The organism is Sodalis sp. dw_96 (assembly GCF_018449575.1).
Taxonomy (GTDB): Bacteria; Pseudomonadota; Gammaproteobacteria; order Enterobacterales; family Enterobacteriaceae; genus Acerihabitans.
Genome location: NZ_JAAVUT010000005.1, coordinates 107,406 through 125,864 on the forward strand (window position 1 = coordinate 107,406; position 18,459 = coordinate 125,864).

General features: G+C 58.4%; 13 protein-coding genes and 1 pseudogene. 7 read left to right on the forward strand and 7 right to left on the reverse strand.

The genetic code is table 11. The annotated features are described in order from the left end of the window. The first annotated feature begins 164 nt into the window (after nt 1-164). Nucleotides 165-1,361, forward strand: coding sequence for a mandelate racemase/muconate lactonizing enzyme family protein (locus tag HB631_RS10230; protein WP_213991046.1), 1,197 nt, complete (start codon nt 165-167; stop codon nt 1,359-1,361). Between the two features lie 75 nt (nt 1,362-1,436). Here the strand turns inward: HB631_RS10230 and HB631_RS10235 are convergent, their stop codons facing one another. Beyond that, entirely contained in the window at nt 1,437-1,856 is a 420-nt protein-coding gene (locus HB631_RS10235; protein ID WP_213991047.1) for a MarR family transcriptional regulator, read from the reverse strand. A 277-nt stretch (nt 1,857-2,133) separates the two neighbouring features. Between HB631_RS10235 and HB631_RS10240 the strand changes: the two genes are divergently transcribed. Then, nucleotides 2,134-3,576 carry a non-oxidative hydroxyarylic acid decarboxylases subunit C gene (locus tag HB631_RS10240; RefSeq protein ID WP_213991048.1) on the forward strand — a complete coding sequence of 481 codons (1,443 nt, stop codon included), beginning with the start codon at nt 2,134-2,136 and terminating at the stop codon, nt 3,574-3,576. A 2-nt stretch (nt 3,577-3,578) separates the two neighbouring features. Then, nucleotides 3,579-3,815 (forward strand): non-oxidative hydroxyarylic acid decarboxylases subunit D, encoded by a 237-nt coding sequence (locus tag HB631_RS10245; protein WP_213991049.1) that lies wholly within the window; start codon nt 3,579-3,581, stop codon nt 3,813-3,815. Nucleotides 3,816-3,906: 91 nt separating this feature from the next. Here the strand turns inward: HB631_RS10245 and HB631_RS10250 are convergent. After that, a pseudogene (locus HB631_RS10250) lies at nt 3,907-4,122 on the reverse strand (SDR family oxidoreductase); the annotation flags it as partial. Between the two features lie 436 nt (nt 4,123-4,558). Here HB631_RS10250 and HB631_RS10255 point away from each other — a divergent pair. Then, a complete protein-coding gene (locus tag HB631_RS10255; protein WP_213991050.1) occupies nt 4,559-5,323 on the forward strand; it encodes an SDR family NAD(P)-dependent oxidoreductase in 765 nt (254 codons plus the stop codon). 130 nt (nt 5,324-5,453) lie between these two features. Here the strand turns inward: HB631_RS10255 and bcsC are convergent, their stop codons facing one another. Genes bcsC through bcsR form a run of 5 tightly spaced genes read right to left on the reverse strand, consistent with a single transcriptional unit; the run spans nt 5,454 to nt 14,812 of the window. Beyond that, on the reverse strand, nt 5,454-8,942 hold the full coding sequence (bcsC, locus tag HB631_RS10260) for a cellulose synthase complex outer membrane protein BcsC (protein WP_213991051.1): 3,489 nt from the start codon (nt 8,940-8,942) through the stop codon (nt 5,454-5,456). A 5-nt stretch (nt 8,943-8,947) separates the two neighbouring features. After that, complete coding sequence (bcsB, locus tag HB631_RS10265; protein WP_213991052.1) at nt 8,948-11,221, reverse strand: cellulose biosynthesis cyclic di-GMP-binding regulatory protein BcsB; 2,274 nt, start codon at nt 11,219-11,221, stop codon at nt 8,948-8,950. Nucleotides 11,222-11,237: 16 nt separating this feature from the next. Beyond that, nucleotides 11,238-13,847 carry a UDP-forming cellulose synthase catalytic subunit gene (bcsA, locus tag HB631_RS10270; protein WP_213991053.1) on the reverse strand — a complete coding sequence of 870 codons (2,610 nt, stop codon included), beginning with the start codon at nt 13,845-13,847 and terminating at the stop codon, nt 11,238-11,240. Continuing rightward, on the reverse strand, nt 13,844-14,578 hold the full coding sequence (gene bcsQ / locus HB631_RS10275; protein WP_213991054.1) for a cellulose biosynthesis protein BcsQ: 735 nt from the start codon (nt 14,576-14,578) through the stop codon (nt 13,844-13,846). Before bcsQ ends, bcsA begins: the two co-directional genes overlap by 4 nt. A 3-nt stretch (nt 14,579-14,581) precedes the next feature. After that, nucleotides 14,582-14,812: a cellulose biosynthesis protein BcsR gene (gene bcsR, locus HB631_RS10280; RefSeq protein WP_213991055.1), complete on the reverse strand. Its 231-nt coding sequence runs from the start codon at nt 14,810-14,812 to the stop codon at nt 14,582-14,584. A 178-nt stretch (nt 14,813-14,990) separates the two neighbouring features. On the opposite strand from bcsR, the gene bcsE reads away from it, so the two are divergent. The 3 genes from bcsE to bcsG are packed head-to-tail and all read left to right on the forward strand — an operon-like array spanning nt 14,991 to nt 18,372. After that, entirely contained in the window at nt 14,991-16,556 is a 1,566-nt protein-coding gene (gene bcsE / locus HB631_RS10285) for a cellulose biosynthesis protein BcsE (protein ID WP_213991056.1), read from the forward strand. Continuing rightward, nucleotides 16,553-16,747, forward strand: coding sequence for a cellulose biosynthesis protein BcsF (gene bcsF / locus HB631_RS10290; RefSeq protein ID WP_213991057.1), 195 nt, complete (start codon nt 16,553-16,555; stop codon nt 16,745-16,747). Before bcsE ends, bcsF begins: the two co-directional genes overlap by 4 nt. Then, the gene (gene bcsG / locus HB631_RS10295; protein WP_213991058.1) at nt 16,744-18,372 is read left to right on the forward strand and encodes a cellulose biosynthesis protein BcsG; all 1,629 of its coding nucleotides are present in this window, start codon (nt 16,744-16,746) and stop codon (nt 18,370-18,372) included. Before bcsF ends, bcsG begins: the two co-directional genes overlap by 4 nt. The last annotated feature ends 87 nt before the right edge of the window (nt 18,373-18,459 follow it).

Here is an 18,459-nt window from a genome sequence, read left to right on the forward strand (position 1 = left end):
GATCAATCCGCATTACAGGGTGCTAAAGGGCACGGCACTACCTTATATTTTGTGATCAATCTCTCATATAAACCTTCAACCGATGGCGTGTAAAACAGCATAGGTTAAAAATGTTAGCGCAAACATTTTAATGTTTTTTATCCGTCCGACCTGGAGAGATGAATATGACAGCCAGTGCTAACTCTGATGCGGTTTCTTATGCCAAGGTTTCACATATACGTACCGCCGCTGAAAGCGGGGACCGTATTGAATGGGTCAAGGTCTCGTTGGCGTTTTTGCCCCTGGCGACTCCCGTCAGCGATGCAAAGGTCCTTACCGGACGGCAAAAGCCCTTGACCGAGGTCGCGATTATTTTTGCCGAAATCCGGACGCGGGATGGCTTTGAGGGCATTGGCTTCAGTTATTCCAAACGGGCCGGAGGCCAGGGCATATACGCCCATGCCAAGGAAATCGCCGATAACTTGCTGGGTGAAGATCCCAACGACATCGATAAGATTTATACAAAACTCTTATGGGCCGGGGCCTCGGTGGGCCGCAGCGGGATGGCGGTGCAGGCCATTTCACCGTTTGATATCGCCCTTTGGGATATGAAAGCCAAACGGGCCCGGCTGCCGCTGGCAAAGCTATTGGGCGCCCATCGGGACTCGGTTCAGTGCTATAACACCTCCGGCGGCTTTCTTCACACACCGCTGGATCAGGTGATAAAGAATGTGGCCATCTCAAGGGAGAGCGGTATCGGCGGGATTAAAATAAAGGTCGGGCAGCCCGATACCGCTGAAGATCTGAAAAGGCTCACCGCGGTGCGTAAAGAGCTGGGGGATGATTTTCCGTTGATGGTGGATGCCAATCAACAGTGGGATCGGGCAACCGCCATGCGTATCGGACGTAAAATGGAAGCATTTAACCTGGTGTGGATTGAAGAGCCGTTGGATGCCTACGATGTGGAAGGCCATGCCGCATTAACCACCGCCCTCGATACGCCTATTGCCACCGGGGAAATGCTCACCAGCTTTCGCGAGCACGAACAGCTAATCCTGGGCAATGCCAGTGATGTTGTTCAACCCGATGCCCCACGCGTAGGGGGCATCACGCCGTTCCTGAAAATCATGGACTTGGCCGCCAGGAACGGCCGAAAACTGGCACCGCATTTCGCCATGGAAATTCATCTGCATCTGGCGGCGGCGTATCCCATCGAGCCTTGGTTGGAACATTTCGAATGGCTGAACCCCCTGTTCAATGAGCAGCTTGAATTGCGCGACGGCCGCATGCTGATTTCCGACCGCCACGGTCTCGGATTTACATTAAGCGAACAGGCCCTGGCCTGGACAGTGCAACAGGCCGAGTTCGGCAAACATCCATAACGGCCTGAGCGCGCCGGCTTTACTGACGGCGATAATCACCCGCCCTGCGAGTAAAAATTAAATCTTGATGATGTTTCAGCCAGTTTCTTTGTTATCCGCCATCTGCAGCAGCAGACGCAACAGTACCTGCTGATCCAGGGCGGACAGGCGTTTCAAAAACGCCTGATCCGCATCAAAGGCCAACGGCTGAGAAACATCAAGCATGGCTTGGCCTTCGTCCGTCAGCCAGATAAAACGCCGGCGCTTATCGGCGGCATCGCGAACCCTGCGCAGCAATCCCCGTTTTTCTAAACGCGCCAGCAGCTCCGCCAGCGTCGCTTTGGTGCTGACGGCCGCCGCCATCAGCTGAACCTGCTCGATACCCGGATGCTCGGCAATCGCGCAGAGTACCGCATACTGGGGCTTGGTGAGATCCGGCAACAGCTGTTGCCAATTAGAGGTATGTTGCTGAAAGATTCGGCGCATCAGATGGAAAGCTTGATGTTCAACTTTCATGGTTCTTACTGTCCCACAGGTCATAAAGCATTGTGGCAAAGAATACATTAACTGAATCATTTTTATGAAATTGCTTTACAGGCTCTTGCCCTGGTTTACCCGTTCCCCTTCCAAAGCTGAAAAAATACCCTTGCAGACTGAAATAATTAGCGTTAATTTACATAATGTTCGTACACGAACATTATTCCGAAAAATATAAAAGCACCCTTTCGGCGTGGTCTTAATGCTGTCGCCGGCCCCAGATTTTTACACAGCTATTCATTCCAGGAGAAAATTTATGGTATTCGATGACTTACGAAGTTACCTGCACGGGCTGGAACAGCACGGGCAGTTATTGAAAATCAGCGAGCGCGTTGCCGCTGAGCCGGATCTAGCCGCCGCCGCCAATGCCGCCGGACGGATCGGCGAAGGCGCGCCGGCGCTGTGGTTCGATAACATCGACGGTTTTACCGACGCACGGGTGGTGCTCAACACTCTGGGATCGTGGCAAAACCACGCTATTGCCCTGGGCCTGCCGCCAAATACGCCGGTCAAACAGCAGATTGATGCGTTTATCAGCCGCTGGGAGACCTTCCCGGTCCCGCCTGAACGCCGGGAAAATCCGGCCTGGGCCGAAAATACCGTGGATGGAGAAGATATCAACCTGTTCGATATTTTGCCGTTGTTCCGCCTGAATGATGGAGACGGCGGTTTTTATCTTGATAAAGGCTGCGTGATTTCACGGGACCCGCAGGATCCGAATAGTTTCGGCAAACAGAACGTCGGCATCTATCGCATGGAAGTCAAAGGCAAGCGTAAACTTGGGCTGCAACCGGTTCCCATGCATGACATCGCATTACATCTGCATAAAGCGGAAGAGCGCGGCGAGGACTTGCCCATTGCGATTTCGCTGGGCAATGATCCCATTATCACCTTGATGGGCGCTACACCGCTCAAATACGATCAATCAGAATATGAAATGGCCGGTGCGCTTCGGGGTTTGTCCTATCCGATTTCTACCGCGCCGCTGACCGGTTTTGATGTTCCCTGGGGATCGGAAGTTATCCTGGAGGGCGTCATTGAAGGCCGCAAACGTGAGATTGAAGGGCCGTTCGGGGAATTCACCGGCCATTACTCCGGCGGGCGCAATATGGCGGTGGTGCGTATCGATAAAGTCTCCTATCGCGCCAAACCCATCTTTGAATCGCTTTATCTCGGCATGCCGTGGACAGAAATAGATTATCTTATCGGGCCGGCAACCTGCGTTCCGCTTTATCAGCAGTTAAAAGCCGAATTTCCGGAAGTCCAGGCGGTGAATGCCATGTATACCCACGGCCTGCTCGCCATTATCTCCACCAAAAAACGCTACGGCGGCTTTGCCCGCGCCGTGGGCCTGCGTGCCATGACCACCCCCCATGGCTTGGGTTATGTGAAAATGGTCATCATGGTGGATGAGGACGTTGATCCCTTTAACCTGCCGCAGGTGATGTGGGCGCTCTCGGCAAAGGTGAATCCGGCCGGTGATTTGGTGCAGTTGCCGAATATGTCGGTGCTTGAACTGGATCCGGGCTCGTCCCCGGCGGGGATCACCGATAAATTGATTATCGATGCCACCACGCCGGTGGCCCCCGATACGCGCGGACATTATAGCCAGCCGGTGAAAGACCTGCCGGAAACAAAAGCCTGGGTAGATAAACTGACCCTACTGCTGGCCACCCGCTCATCAATGAATAAGGAATAACCATGATTTGCCCACGTTGTGCCGATGAACATATTGAGTTAATGGCAAAATCGCCGGTTGCCGATGTCTGGACGGTTTATCAGTGCCAGCATTGTTTATATACCTGGCGCTCCACCGAACCCCTGCGCCGAACCCATCGCGATCACTATCCTGTAGCCTTCCGCATGACGCAAAAAGATATCGATGAGGCGCCGGAAGTTCCCACCGTCCCGCCTTTATTGGCAAAAGAGCCTCAATAATAGGGTACCCGCCCGGCAAGACAAGCCTCTCCTGCCGGGTAAAACCTCTCTTACCGCCCCGGCGCCCGCGGGCGACGGTATTTCACCCCCATCAGATACCCTGGCCGCCGGACACTTCAATCCGCTGGGCGTTAACCCAGCGGTTGTCCTCGGACAGCAGGCCGGCGATCATCGGCCCGATATCGTCCGGCACGCCGGCACGTCCGAGGGCGGTAATATCCGCGAAGATTTTGTTTACTTCCGGGTTGTCGCGCACCGCGCCGCCGCCAAAGTCGGTCTCGATGGCACCCGGTGCCACCACGTTCACCCGGGAGTATGGCCGGATGTTCGGCTTATCTCCCGTTCGGCACACGCAAGCGGTGAAGCGCTGGGCGGAAGGCGAATCTGCAGAGAGTAACCGCCAAGATGGGTTTGCGACTTTTGCCGGCTCTACGCCACATGATCCACTGATATCCCCGTTAATCTGACCCGCTCCGGATTTAAAGCGCCCTGGTCAACCATTCCTCGCCGTCGATATGCCTGGGTAGACAATCCTTCTGTTGACAATATAGATGTCAGTGATCATATAATTTAGTTTAGATTACAACTGAAATCTAAAAAGCCTATGTCGCTTATCTGGCTTGAACTGAATCTTTTGCCTATGACAAACCTGGAGCACTTAATGAATATCACATATCCCGCCGACGTTTCTTTAGCCTGAGTTCAGTCGAGCCGACGCATCTTCAGCCAACAAAGGAAAACCCATGGAACTGTTAAAAAATAAAGTGGTATTTGTCACCGGCGGCACCTCGGGTATCGGTCGGGCGAGCGCCATCCTGTTTGCCCGCGAGGGGGCCAAGGTCGCCCTTACCGGCAGGCAGGAGCAGGCCGGACGCGAAGTGGTGGCGGAAATCGAAAACGCCGGCGGCAGCGCGCTGTTTATCCAGGTCGATCTGACCCACATCGACGCCATACCGGCGGTCATCGCCCGGGTGGTGGAAGTCTATGGCAGGCTGGACTGCGCATTCAACAATGCCGGCGTGTCCGGCGGCGGTCCCATTGAGACACTGAATGAAACCGTTTGGGATAATGTGGTGGATACCAATCTCAAGGCCGCCTTTTTCTGCCTGCAGGCGGAAGTGGCGCAGATGAAACGCCAGGGCGACGGCGGCGCCATCGTGTTTAACGGGTCGGTGCTGGCGAAGATAGCCCAGCCGGGCACCTCCATATACAGCGCCAGCAAAGGCGGCATCGTATCGCTGGCACAGGCGGCGGCGGTGGAGTTCGGGCCGGTGGGCATTCGCGTCAATTCCATTAACCCTTCCATCACCCGTACGCCTATGACCCAATCACGGATCAGCACCGATGAACAGGGCCATGAATCTCACCCGTTCGGGGCTGGTATCCCGTTGGGGCGTCTGGCTGAACCGGAAGAGATGGCCGAGGCGGCGCTGTTTCTGCTGTCCGACCGATCCTCTTACGTTACCGGACAGGCACTGGTGGTAGACGGCGGCCAAAGCGCGGTTTAACCGCCTACCGCAGCGGCAAAAACCAACCAAACCTCTGATGGCGCGGCAAATCCGCGTTCACCGAACGTGCAGCTAGGGTGTTTAAGGAAGACCGTGGCAAGGCCGGGTCGCAGCGGCCATGGCCGCCGGGTTATCGGAAATCGGCATAAGGCGTCAGCGGCTGCGGCGGGGAGTCAAGATCCCCCTGCCAGCCTGCCAGGGCATAGCGCAGATAGATAAATCCGTGGCTGGGGGTGTAATCCTTGGCCTGTTGGATATCGATGCCTGCCCCCAACGTCCAGTGTGAATCGAGACGCCGTTCCACCATGGCCAGTAAGGTATATCCGATGCCGGAGCTGGTGCCCCCCTGTTCAATGTCCGCCTTGTCGCTATTATCATCGGGGATCAGTTCCTGCAGCGGATAGCGCAGCCCGTCGCGGGTTTTGGCCTGTGACCAGCCCACCGTCCCGCCAAGCTGCCATGACCAGTTGTCGCTGCGCTGGCGATAATTCACCGGCACCGACAGCGAGACATAGCGCTGGGGGCTGTAATATCCGCCCTGGCCCAGGGCGTAGTCGCTAAGGTCCTTTTGGTAATGCCACCACATGCTGTTAAGCCCCGCCGTCATCCGGCGGTCATCGTCATTGATGAACTTATGGTAATAACCCGCCATCAGCCGCACGCGCTGGTTATCGGCGACATTTTCCCCGGTTAGCCGCTGCAGTCCGGCGTTACCCCACAGGCCGTCGGCTTCCCCCCGGTCATAACTGGCGGACAGGGTTACCCCGGTGGCGCGCACGCCGCCCCAGGTCATGCCGGAGACGGGATCGCGCGCGCCGCCGAACGCCAGCAGGGAAGTGGAAATGGGCCGGCGCGACGCGGTGGCGGTCCAGCCGATATTCCGCCAGTCGTTGCTATAGCTCAAGCCGCCCACCCAATCCACCACGTCGAATCCCAGCGGCGTGGTGCCCAAATCCCCCTGCCAACGGTCATCTTGCCAGCCGGCGGCCAGACTGGTGCCGCTGGCGCTTTGCCCTCTATCGGTATGGCAACCGGTGCTGACTCCGGCGCAGGTGCCGAAGATATTATCGTAGGTCCCTTGACGGGTAGCGAAACTTCCCGCGTTCATCTCAATGGAGTCGGTGCGGAAAAAAGCCCGTCCGTCCCATGACGGCAGATCCACCTGCAGCATAGTGTCATGGGACGTCAAATCGGAAACGCCGCCGGTGCCGCTGGAAGAGGAGTAATCATGGGCAAGGGTGACGTTGACCTCTTGCTGCCGGGCGAGTGTCGCCGCGTCGCTGCGAATTCCCCGTTTGAGCCAGTCATCGTCCCGTTGGTAGCGGGTCAGCCGGGTGTAATCATCATTATCCGTCGGCAACGCGGCGGTTATGCCGCTGTCCGCCATGGCCTGTCGATAGTCCTCCCGCGCGGCCCCGGGCTGGTTAAAGCGCTGTTCCAGCCGCGCGCTGTCGCGAAAGACCAAGGCATCGGCCTGTGAGGGTCCTTGCCGCCGCGCCGCGGGTTTTAGCCGGCTTAACAGCGCCAGGCCTTGACGGGGCTCTCCCACGTCGGTCCAGAGAACGGCGATTCTGCGCTGGGTATTGAAGCTGTCGTTTTGGCCGGCGGCGGGAGACGCCGTGACGGCAACCAGCCGTTGTCTCGCCTGCTCTTTTTGCCCCAGCCCCAGCAATGCCTCGATTTCCCCGAGTTGCGCATCGCGATTGCCGGGTTCGGCGGTGCTGACCTGCCGGTAACCCGCCAGCGCGCCGGCGTAGTCCCGGCGCGCCAAAGCCCAGTCCGCCAGCATCAGCCGGCTGCCGTTGTCAACCGGGGGCGCCGACAGCCAGGCGATGGCCGCCGTTTCATCCCCCTGCGCCCGCAGGCGGGAAGCCCTGTCCTGCCTGGCCTGTAACCGCAACCGCGCCGCCAATTCCCCCATGCCCCGGCTCCATCTTGCCGAGGGCAGCGTATCCAGATGGGCCAGCGCCCGGTCCGGCCTGCCGCTGGAGGAAAGATACAGCGCGTAGGCATAGACCTGTTCCCCATCGTCCGGCCGGCGTGCGGCCAGTGCCGCAAAAACGGCGTCCGCTTCCGCCATCCGTCCGCCGTTCTGCAACGCTTTACCCAGACGGTAGGTCAGCCATACCCGGTCCGGCGCCAGCCGCTGCGCCCGACGGTAGTCATCCGCCGCCTGCGGCCACTGCTGCCGGGCCGCATGTTCATCCCCCCGCGCGCTCCACAGCTCAATCTGTAAATCGATGATATTGTCATGCATGGCGGCACGCTGGGCCGGAGGCAAACCGGTGAGAAAAGCCAGGGCTTTTTGCGGCGACCGGCGCTGATATATACCGTTCAGACCGCGTATCGCGCCGCCGTTGTCCGATTCAATGCGCAACGCCCGCAGAAAATAGCCTTCGGCGGCGGCATCATCGGAACGTGCCGTGGCCACCTGCCCCAATCCCACCCAGGCCTGACTGCGGCCGCTGTCGATTTGCAGGGCCTGACGGTATTGCTGCTGAGCCAGGGGCAGGTTATGGGCTTTCAGCGCGCTGTCGGCCCTGTCCAGCAGCAGCCAGTAGCGGTTGCTGGCGATCAGGCTGCGCCACTTATCGCCGTGGAAACCGTTCTGGTCGTCCTTTTGCGCCTGCTCGAACAGCGCAATGGCCTGCTCCCGCTGCCCGTTGCGGGCATAAGCCAGTCCCAGCGCCCCCAGGACCTCCGCATCGTCCGGGGCCAGCTGAAGGGCCTGTTTCAAGGGAGCTACCGCCCGGGCGCTTGCCCCACCCTCCACCGCCGCCAGGCCTTTGACTCGTGCCTGATAACGGGGATCGGCCGCCAGGCTTTGCTGGCGGGCCAGCTCTTTCTCAGCCTCCCGCACCGGCGGTCCGTCGCCAAAAACCGCTATAAATTGCCGTAGCGCATCAATGCTCGCGTCCCCCACCGGCATGGCCTTGATATTTCGCATCCAGATGTCGGCCGCGTCGCCGCGACCGGCCGGGGAATCAGCCAACTGCCGCAGCAAGGCGTATCCCTCGTCGTCGCGGTGCTGCGCAAACAGCAATTTTGCCAGCAGTATCCGAAGATCCGCATTGCCGGGAAATTCCCCATCCAGTTGCTGCAGCCGGTCAATGGCCAGGGATTGTTGCCCAGGCAGACGGGCCGTCAGCCGCCAGTACTCCACCGCCAGATCCACCGTGGGGGGCCGGCCCTGAAACAGGGCGTCATACAGGGCTTTGGCCTCGGGTAAACGCCCCGCCGTGGCCAATAAGCGGGCCTGCTGCAATTGCTGCTGCACCGTCGGCGTGGTCAGACTGATGTTCAGCCGCGCCTGCCGGGTAATGGCCGAATCCGGCGCCAAACGCTGCAATTTATCCAGCTGCCGGCCGGCCAGGGCCAGGTTGCCCTGGCGCAGAGCCAGACGCAGCCCGGCGGCTATCACGTCGGGATTGTCCGGGTCCATCAGCTCCAGGCGGTAAAGAGACTGCCGCACCAGAAGATCGTCATGGGCGGCTTCCCCGACCCGCACCTGTTTCAGCAGCCATTGCCGGGGCGACACGTCCGCCGAAGCCGGCGGCGGGCAGAGGGGCAGCATCACCGCGGCCAGCATAACGCCGCGGAGGAGGGAAATGTTATGCATACGCCTTAGTCCCGGTCATCGGGGGATAGGCGGCGGCGGGTCAATATCAGCAGTCCGCGCCACAATAACAGTGCCACCAGGACCACCGACAGCATGGCAATAATCGCCATCAGCACCGGATGCGTGGCCAGGGCATTCCAAATCCGCTCCCACCACGGCAGATGCCCGACGTAATAAATGTCCCCGACCCGCAGGCTGTTGACGCCGGAATCGCGGATAATCGCCACCGACCCGAACATGGCCGCGCGTTTGCCGCTGTCCCCCAGCGCCTGGTTGAGCAGTGCAAAGCCCTGCTGGCCATCCGCCAGCAGCGCGACGATACTGCGTTGGGAGTGTGACGGCGACTGTACGCCGATAATGGCGGCCAGGGGTCCCTGGGCGCTGACGGTGGTCTGGCTGTCAGCCGCCGCATCGCTCACCGGCAAGGCCATATCGGGCAGCGGCACCTGGCGGTTAGGTTGCTCAACCCAGCTCTGGGTGGCGTCCACCAGCATGCTCATCTTGCGGTCATCCCGCAGGGATTGGGGAATGGTGCCCACCATGAGGATATCGCTGTCGAGATTTTTCGCCTGCGACCAGTCGTCGCTCAGGCGCAGCCCCAGGGCGGGATAACCGGTCAGCGCGCCGATCCCTCCCAATGCGTTAAGCAGCGTGGTCACCTGCACCGGCTGCGGCTGTTTGTTCACCAGCACCAGGGTTTCGGACAGATCGGCCATCCGGCTGAAGGGGAAACCGGCGCTGGCGAAGGCGCGCAGATCCGGCATCGGCAAAAAGTGGCGATAGCCGGAGAAATCCAGCGTCGAGCTATCGTCGATCACCACATGATTGACGGCGGTGGTATAGGTTTCACAGCGCCCTTCCGCGCCGCTGGCCAGCAGCGTGGTGTAATCAAAGTCAAATTTGAACTGATTGATTTCCCCAAGTTTCAGGGCGGGAATGGTCAGCGCTTTCGCCGAATCGAACAGTCCCCGCAACAGGGGCAGGTGCAATACCGCATTGCCCGGCTGGCCCTCTGGCCCAAGGGTATAGGCCTGCACAAACTGATTATTGAGGCTGATATTCAGCCGCGAATCATTATCCCGCTGCGGCGCGGTGTAGCGGTATTTCAGCCGCATATCGATACCGGAGCTGTGAATAAGAAACAAATCCGGCGGCAAATTGATGGTTAAGGGAATCGGCGACGGCTGGATGCCGCTGGACGACAGCTGTTCCGGGTACTGCTTCAGCTCTCCCAGGGTCATCGGCCGATCGGTACGCACCCAGTTCGGCGCGTCATAAGGCAGCCGGGGCGCCAGCTGGCTGACTTCATTCACCGTCACGCGCGACCCGCGGAACAGGATATTTCCCTGGGTTATCCCCTGCACCGCCGTGATCAGATCGTTGTCATCCCTCCCCATGATAAGCAGCAGCTTCACATAGGGGTCGGTGGGATGGGCAATCATTTCCACCGTCGGACCGTTCACCGCCGGATGGTCGTGGAGAAAATCCGGACGCCGGGCGTTGGTGGCGAAAATAATGCCGTGGCTTTCCGGCACGTGATTAAAAAGCACGGGAAAGGACTGGCCGCGCCACTGCGCGCGACCGCCGAACCATGAGGCCAATATGGCGGCGGCGCGCTGTTGTCCTGCATCCGGCGAGGCGGCAAACATCATAGGCAGCACCAGCGGCCGGTTATCCCGCGCATCAAAAAACGGCTCAGGGAAATGCGACAGCTCGTTTTGCAGCGGCAGCCGCTGATAGCGCAGGTTCAGCGAGCTGAATTTGCCGATATCCAGCCACAGCGTGCTGTTGGCCGGATTTTCACAGATATCCTGGTAGTGGCCGATGAATTCCAGCCGCAGCCGGTTAAAATCGCCGATATACAGCGGATCGATATCTATCAGGACATGATTGGATTTACCCAGTTGATCCTTGGTAATGGCGGTGATGCCCACCAGTTGGTCGTTGAGATAGACCTTGAGATGGGACTCTATGGGGATCAAGGAGGGCGACGGGGTAAATTCCAGGGCAAGCTGAGCCTGGGTGACCACTTCATCGCTGCGCACGCCGAACTCGATTTGCCCTTCGGGGCTGACGCCGCGCAGCACAAAGGTGCCCGGCGGCGGGGCGACATCGGCGAACCGCAGCCGCACGTCGCGCACCGGTGCCTGAGCCGGTGCCGCCGGCTGTGTCGGCGGGGACGCCACCGCCGACGGCGTCTGATACTCCACGCCTTGCGCACCGTATGCGGCGCCCAGGGTGAAAAATAATAGGGTCAAGCAGGTCAGGTTTTTCATCATATTATTATCATCGGCGTCATGACGCCGTCTCGTCGTTAAGATGGGCGGCGGGCGCGGCCGCCACGCCTCGAGGCATCAGGGATATAAACCAGGTAACCACCGCCGTCAGGCCAAAAAACAGCCGGCGGAAAAAGGGCGGAGCATACTCCGCCATCTGTTGATAGCCGCTAAACCCAAGGGCAATCACGTCCCGCAGGCTATGGATGGGCTTGTCTTCGGGAAAACCGTCCTGCCATAACGCCCAGGTATCGGCGCGGGCAAAGGTGCATTGGATAAATTCGACATGCTGGCGGGTGCTCAAGGGACCCAGCTTCATACCGAGCCTGTCGTGGTAGACGCGGGTAATGTCGCAGGGAAAAGTATATTCCTGCTGACCCCGCCGCAAAAAGAGGGTGACGCGATCGCCGACGGCGATGTCTTCCGCATAGCTCAGTTGGACACCGACGCCGGAATCGGAATAATCATGCAGGGTGCAGGTGTAAATATGGCCGTCCCCCACCATCAGCGCCGCCGGCATGTCAATCTCCACCCGGTGGGCCTGGCGCAGCTGCCTGGCCTCAAAAGCGACGGCGATGGCGCCGCCGAGAATCATCATATTGTAAAGCGTCCAGGCCAGACTGATGAAAACCGTCATGATTTCATTGACATCGCCATACCCCAGCCGAAAGAGGCCGGCGATAAAACCGCACAGATTCAGGAACATCAATATCCGGTATGGACGGGTGAGCGCCCAATCGATGTAGGGTTTTTCAATCAGGCCGCCCTTGGCGGTGACATTGAATTTTCCGCTGTGGGGGTTTAGCAGCGCCATGGTGGAGGGCATGGCGATATGCCAGGCCAGCACCGTTTCATAGATTTCGCTCCAGAACGAGTAGCGGTACTTGCCCTGCACCCGGGAGTTGGTCAGGCTGGCATGCACCATATGCGGCAAGACATACAGCAGGATAGCAATGGCCGGCGCGAAGATGATGTAGGCGTGCAGCAATAGAAAAGCCAGCGGCGCGGTAAGAAAGATCAGCCGCGGCACGCCGGATAAAAAATGCAGCATGGCGTTGGCGTAACACAGGCGCTGCGGAAGCTTCAACCCTTTACCCAGCAGCGGATTATCCAGCCGGAATATCTGCACCATGCCTCGCGCCCAGCGGATGCGCTGTCGAATATGTGCCGACAGGCTTTCAGTGGCCAGCCCCGCCGCCTGGGGAATGCGAATATAGGCGGAGGAGTAGCCGTGGCGATGCAGACGCAGCGAGGTATGGGCATCCTCGGTCACGGTTTCCACCGCCAGCCCGCCAATCTCTTCCAGCGCGGAGCGGCGCATGACCGCGCACGAACCGCAGAAGAAGGCGGCATCCCAGAGATCGTTGCCATCCTGTACCAGGCCATAGAACAAAGAGCCTTCATTGGGCGCGCGGCGAAAGCGGCCCAGGTTGCGCTCAAAGGGGTCGGGGGAGAAAAAGTGATGGGGAGTTTGCAACATGCCCAACTGACGGTCTTTGAAAAACCAGCCGAGACTTACTTGCAAAAACGAGCGGGTGGGAACATGGTCGCAGTCGAAAATCGCCACGAATTCCCCCCGGGATCGCGCCAGGGCGTAATTAACATTGCCCGCCTTGGCATATTTATGGGGCGGCGGGGCGATGTAATGAATGCCTATTTCGGCGGCGAACGCTTTGAATTCCGGCCGGTTGCCGTCGTCCAGCAGGTAAATGGCCAGCTTTTTATGCGGCCAGTCGATGCCCAGGGCGGCGTAGAGCGTCGGTTTGACCACCGCCAGATCTTCATTGAAGGTGGGGATAAGGATATCCACCGTCGGCCAGGACGCCACATCCGGCGGCATCGCCACCGGCTTGCGGTGCAGGGGCCAGATGGTCTGGAAATAGCCCAGCACCAGCACCAGACAGGAATAGGTTTCCGCCATCAGCAGCAGCAGGCCGCAGGCCAGGCTCACCGGATCGTCCCAGTTCAGGGTCGAGGTATAGCGCCACCACATATAGCGGCAAGAAATGGTCAGGGACAAAATGATAAGCATCAGCGCCGGCAGCCGGCCGGGAATCCGTCTGACCACCATGGCGATACACCACAGCAACAAGACGAAGACAAACTGGGCCCAAAGGCTGAAGGGCTGCGAGATGCAAAACAGCGTGGTCACCGCCGCCACCAGACTGAGGGAGTAAAGCATCACCCGGCGCAGACCGCGATTCAGATGGCCCAGCCGTTGCACGGTCTCCTGCCCCAACCCCGCGTTGCTAAGACGCCGGGGCAGCATGTGCAGCCACTGATAATAATATCGCCGCCCCCGGATAATGAACGCAGGCGGCGTCAGCCACTTTTCCCGCCGCCGGCCGGACATAACCACCATCAGCCAGATCCCTTGCAGCAGATAGCGCAAGCCGTCCATCAGACGGGGGCGCTCCGGGGAAATATGCGGAAACCATAACCGGCGGCGATAGCGCACCCGCCGCCAGGAGGCCGACTCAAGGCGCAGGAACATCCAGCACAGGATCACCATGGCGCTCATCAGCCAGGATGCCGACCGCGATGCGCCCTGCCCGCGATACCCCAGGTAGCGCCGCCGCAGGCGCCATGAAACCGGCGGCATCAGGAAGAACCGCAACAGCATGCTCATGGGGCGGATTCTGAACAATGGATCAGGCACCAATTGGCCAGCGTCACGATCTCTTCGGCCGCGTTGCTGTCCGGCCGATATTCCCCCAAGGGCTGTTTCGCCGCCAGGGCTTCGGCCATCGACTCATCGCGATGAATGATCACCGGCAATACGCCTTCCAGAGTCTGCTGCCAAAGCTGATTGATATCGTGCTGAAGCCCGCTGGCGGGCATATATTGATTAATAAGCAGCCGGCAGCCGGCGGGTAGCGCCTGCTGGTGCAAACGGGCATGGCAATTGCCGTCCGGGTTAATGACCATTAGGATATGGTCCGCGGCAGACAGGCATTGTTGCGTGGCGGGGCTATCGCCGCCAGGTATATCCAGCAGGATCCAGCGGTAACCTTTGGCGGCGCGCAGCCGCGCGAGGTCGTGCCCCCAGCCCTCCCGCCCGGACAGCGGGTGCTCAAGCCGCAGCCGCTCCTCCGCCGTGGTGCGCCCGAACGGCAGAAACGCCAGCCCTTCCAGGTATTCCATCGCACCTTCGTGCCAGCCTTGGCCGTCAAATTCCGCCCGCGCCCATCCACGGGGGTGATCAAAAGGCATATTAAAATGCAGCCTCAGCAAATTATCCGGCGACAGATCCACCGCCAGCACGGATTCACCGGCCTGGTATAATGCCCAGGCCAGGGCCGCCGTTATTGAGGTTGTCCCGGCGCCGCCGCGAATACCCGACAAGGCGATAATCGGCATGCTTTACTCTTGCCGCTGTGAGCCGTCGGTTGCCGGGGACAAGGCATCCAGGCCGTCGGAATAAACAAACTCGGCCAACAGGGGCCAGCACGACAAAATATGTGGAAATTGCTCTTGCAAATTGATATCGACGTAATGAAATTTCGGTAGGGCGAAAATATGACTCAGCACACGGACATCGTCTTGTTTTTCTGCAACCGAAGTTACACCAGGAGTAAATAAATTATTTTCCATGTCGCGCCTTAAAATATTCCAATAACTTTCTACATTGATTTAATAATTTCGGGATTCGCCCTGCGCTTTTGTTTGAACTATAGTTGATTTAGTTATTGCTAATAGCGAGATGACAATTTAGCATACTCTCAAAAGCGTTATTACCTCAACAGACTTTTAACTAAAAGCAAAAGAACACATGGCGCTCTCCTTTTCATTTGGTATCTACCACAGCTTTGAAGAATTATCGGTAATGCAGTCTCACGGCTGCTACTGGGTCAATATAGAACGTCAAGGGGATGCCCGCCAGTTATGCCGGCAAATCATTAACGCACAGGGGGCGGCAACCCGCGCGGCCCTGATATGCTGCGGCGATAGCCCCGAGCAACTGCTGGAGGGCCTGCCGCCCCCCGACACGGAGAACGCCGGACCGCCGGCTTCGCTGCCGCTGTTCCGGCTGCCGGAAAAAAAATCGGCCCTTCGTCGGCTGACGTCTGATTTATTGCGGGCGTGTAATGTCAAAGACCGCCTTTTTATCCTTCTTTTCACCGCTAGCGCATGGCAAGACTTTTCGCAAACGGAAATTGACGACTGGCTGGGAAATACCCGACGGTGGTTAATAAAGCACGGCGCCACTTTTTTAATTCTTAGTTACGGCAGCGGCGTATCGCAATTAAAAAATCAACTTATTTCCCAATTCCCCTCCCTTTCCGGTTTATCGAGCGTGCAATCACTGCAAGATTGCGTGCGATATCAGGTTTCCTGGTGGTTCAGCGGTAAAGGTTTAATTGCCAATCAGGCAATGACCTGGGAAATGGATGACCGGCAACGGTTTGTGCAGAGTATCCTATTGCCGTCTTATTCTCCTTCGGTCAATGATGAACAGCTGTGCCTGGCGGAAAAAAGCGTACTGGAAGGCGCGCCGCCCCTGTCGGTAAACTGGCGGCTGCTGGAAGACAACGCCCTGCTGATGCAGCAAGGCATGCTGAGACACTCCGCCACGCTGATTTTCGCCCTGACCGAAAGTGAACAGGTTGCCGAACTGGCGCAGCAGATCCATACCCTGCGCCGTCAGCGCGGCGTCGCCTTAAAAATCGTGGTCCGGGAAATGAAGGCCAGCCTGCGTTATACCGATGAAAGGCTGTTGCAGGCCTGCGGCGCCAATCTGGTGGTACCCTACATCGCCCCGTTGTCGAGCTTTCTGACCCTGCTGGAAAGCATACAGGGACAGCGCTTTACCCGTCATGTACCGGCCACCGTCGACCCGTTGCTGGCCGCCGTCAACCCTTCGCGGTTAAAGGGCGCGGTAAGCAATGATACGTTTCGCCAGGTAGTGCCTAACCTGATTGAGAATCCCTTGATGCCGGAAGACGACAAGGGAATTCTCATCGCGCTCAGACCGGTGCCGGGCCTGCCGCCCCGGCAGGCGTTATCCCTGTGCCGCCTGCGGCGCGGGGGCGATCTGGTGACCGCAACGCCGCGCCGGATATACTTGTTTCTGTCCAATTGCCGCATTAACGATCTTGATACCGTGCTGGGCTATATCTTTCGTCTGCCCATTGCCGAGGCGTTCAGCAATCGCCAGGTCTGGACCCATGACGTGCAAATCATCAGTGAAGTCAGGCAGATTGGCAAAGCCGGTTCGCCGCAGGCCGACGATACCCCGATCACGGCGGCCGTGGCCTACACGCGCCCCGCCTCGGTGCGGCATAATCCCCGGCCCCTGACGCTGTCCTTTGTTGCGCCACAGGACGTACGGCCATGAATATTGACGATATCCTGCAGCTGATTGTATTTTGCGCCATCATTTTTTTCCCTCTGGGCTACCTTTTTCACCGCCGGTTTCCTTTTTGGTTGTCCACTTTGCAATCCCATATTCTCTCTCCGCGTTATTTGAAATCGGCAGGCATCTGGACGCGCAAAGATCTTCCGTCAGGTAAAAATAGAAAATCATGAATCTGAATAACACGTCGGGTTTGAGGCATCATTGGCGCGGTCTTGGCGCGTGGAATTATTATTTCCTGATTAAATTTACGCTGTTGTGGCTGGGCTATCTTAATTTTCATGCGCTGGATAATCTGGTCTTTGCCGCCTATTTGCTGTTTCCCTTGTCATCAGCGCGCCTGCATCGTTGGCGAAACATTATCGGCATACCCATCGGCTTCGCGGTGTTTTACAGCGATACCTGGTTGCCGGGCATTCACTCTATTCTCTCGGCGGGATCGCAGGTAGCCGGCTTTAGCGCCATGTACTTGCTGGAGCTGATTAACCGCTTTATCGACTGGCAATGGGTAGGGGCGGCTTTTGCCCTGCTGGTGGCTTATTTGTTTATCTCGCAGTGGCTGCGGATCACGGTATTTACCATGGCGGTGTTGATAGGCCTCAATGTGATGCACATTACCGGGCCGCTCTTCCAGCTGGGCCCGATTACGTCGGTTGCCGCCGGGCCAGCCGATGCGCCGGCCGCCGCCGGCAGCGTTCCGGCGGCAATGATCGCCCCCCCCACCACTGGGAATCTCACCGCTTACCTCAATGGGTTTTACCAGCGGGAAAGCCAGCGCGCCACCCAATTTCCCCAAGCCTTGCCCGCCGACGCGGCGCCTTTTTCCCTGTTGATCATCCAGATCTGCTCACTGTCCTGGTCCGATCTTGAAGCGATCCAGATGAAGACGTCACCGTTCTGGGGCAAATTTGATCTGATGTTCGATAATTTTAACTCAGGCACCGCCTATAGCGGCCCGGCGGCCATACGTCTGCTGCGCGCCAGTTGCGGTCAGGAAAAACACAAGGATCTCTATTCCCCCGCCAACCAGCAGTGTTATCTGTTCGATAATCTGGCGAAGCTGGGTTTCAAGACCGAGCTCATGCTCGATCACAGCGGCCAGTTCGGTAATTTTTTGCAAAACATCCGCGATGATGGAAATATGCAGGAGCCGCTGATGTCTCAGGCGGGGATAGGGCATTCGTTAAATTCATTTGACGGCGAACCCATCTATGATGACTTGCAATTGCTCGATCGCTGGCTGACGCAGCAAACCCATTACGGCGATCTGCGCACGGCCACCTTTTTTAATCTTATCACCCTGCATGACGGCAACCGCTATGTGGGCGCCCACAGCGCCGCCGATTATGCCTCCAGGGCCACCACATTGTTTAATCAGCTGGACAGCTTCTTTGACCAGTTGGAGAAATCAGGCCGCCGGGTCGTGGTGGTGGTGGTGCCCGAACATGGCGCCGCCCTGGTGGGAGATAAGATGCAGATGCCCGGTTTGCGGGATATTCCCAGCCCGTCCATTACCCATGTGCCGATGGGCATCAAATTTATCGGCATCAAGGCGCCCCACCAGCAGCCGTCGCTGCGTATAACCGCCCCCAGCAGCTATCTGGCGCTGTCGGAGCTGGTCTCCCGCCTGGTGGACGGCAAGGTGTTTCAGGCGCAGCAAATCGACTGGACCGCCCTGACCAAGGATTTGCCCCAGACCGCCGCCGTGTCGGAAAACGATGCCAGCACGGTGATCAATTATCAGGGCAAGACCTTTATCCGCCTTGACGGCGGCGACTGGGTGCCGTACCCGCAATAACCGGGGCGCCACATGGCACGGTAGGCCCGCGATCACTGATTGTGCAACAAACGTGTTAAAGGGAGACCGCACCAATGTGGTCGAATC

Coding starts and splice junctions, on each gene's coding strand:
- HB631_RS10230 (WP_213991046.1), top strand. CDS start 165: ATGACAGCCAGTGCTAACTCTGATGCGGTTTCTTATGCCAAGGTTTCA.
- HB631_RS10235 (WP_213991047.1), bottom strand. CDS start 1,856: ATGAAAGTTGAACATCAAGCTTTCCATCTGATGCGCCGAATCTTTCAG.
- HB631_RS10240 (WP_213991048.1), top strand. CDS start 2,134: ATGGTATTCGATGACTTACGAAGTTACCTGCACGGGCTGGAACAGCAC.
- HB631_RS10245 (WP_213991049.1), top strand. CDS start 3,579: ATGATTTGCCCACGTTGTGCCGATGAACATATTGAGTTAATGGCAAAA.
- HB631_RS10255 (WP_213991050.1), top strand. CDS start 4,559: ATGGAACTGTTAAAAAATAAAGTGGTATTTGTCACCGGCGGCACCTCG.
- bcsC (WP_213991051.1), bottom strand. CDS start 8,942: ATGCATAACATTTCCCTCCTCCGCGGCGTTATGCTGGCCGCGGTGATG.
- bcsB (WP_213991052.1), bottom strand. CDS start 11,221: ATGATGAAAAACCTGACCTGCTTGACCCTATTATTTTTCACCCTGGGC.
- bcsA (WP_213991053.1), bottom strand. CDS start 13,847: ATGAGCATGCTGTTGCGGTTCTTCCTGATGCCGCCGGTTTCATGGCGC.
- bcsQ (WP_213991054.1), bottom strand. CDS start 14,578: ATGCCGATTATCGCCTTGTCGGGTATTCGCGGCGGCGCCGGGACAACC.
- bcsR (WP_213991055.1), bottom strand. CDS start 14,812: ATGGAAAATAATTTATTTACTCCTGGTGTAACTTCGGTTGCAGAAAAA.
- bcsE (WP_213991056.1), top strand. CDS start 14,991: ATGGCGCTCTCCTTTTCATTTGGTATCTACCACAGCTTTGAAGAATTA.
- bcsF (WP_213991057.1), top strand. CDS start 16,553: ATGAATATTGACGATATCCTGCAGCTGATTGTATTTTGCGCCATCATT.
- bcsG (WP_213991058.1), top strand. CDS start 16,744: ATGAATCTGAATAACACGTCGGGTTTGAGGCATCATTGGCGCGGTCTT.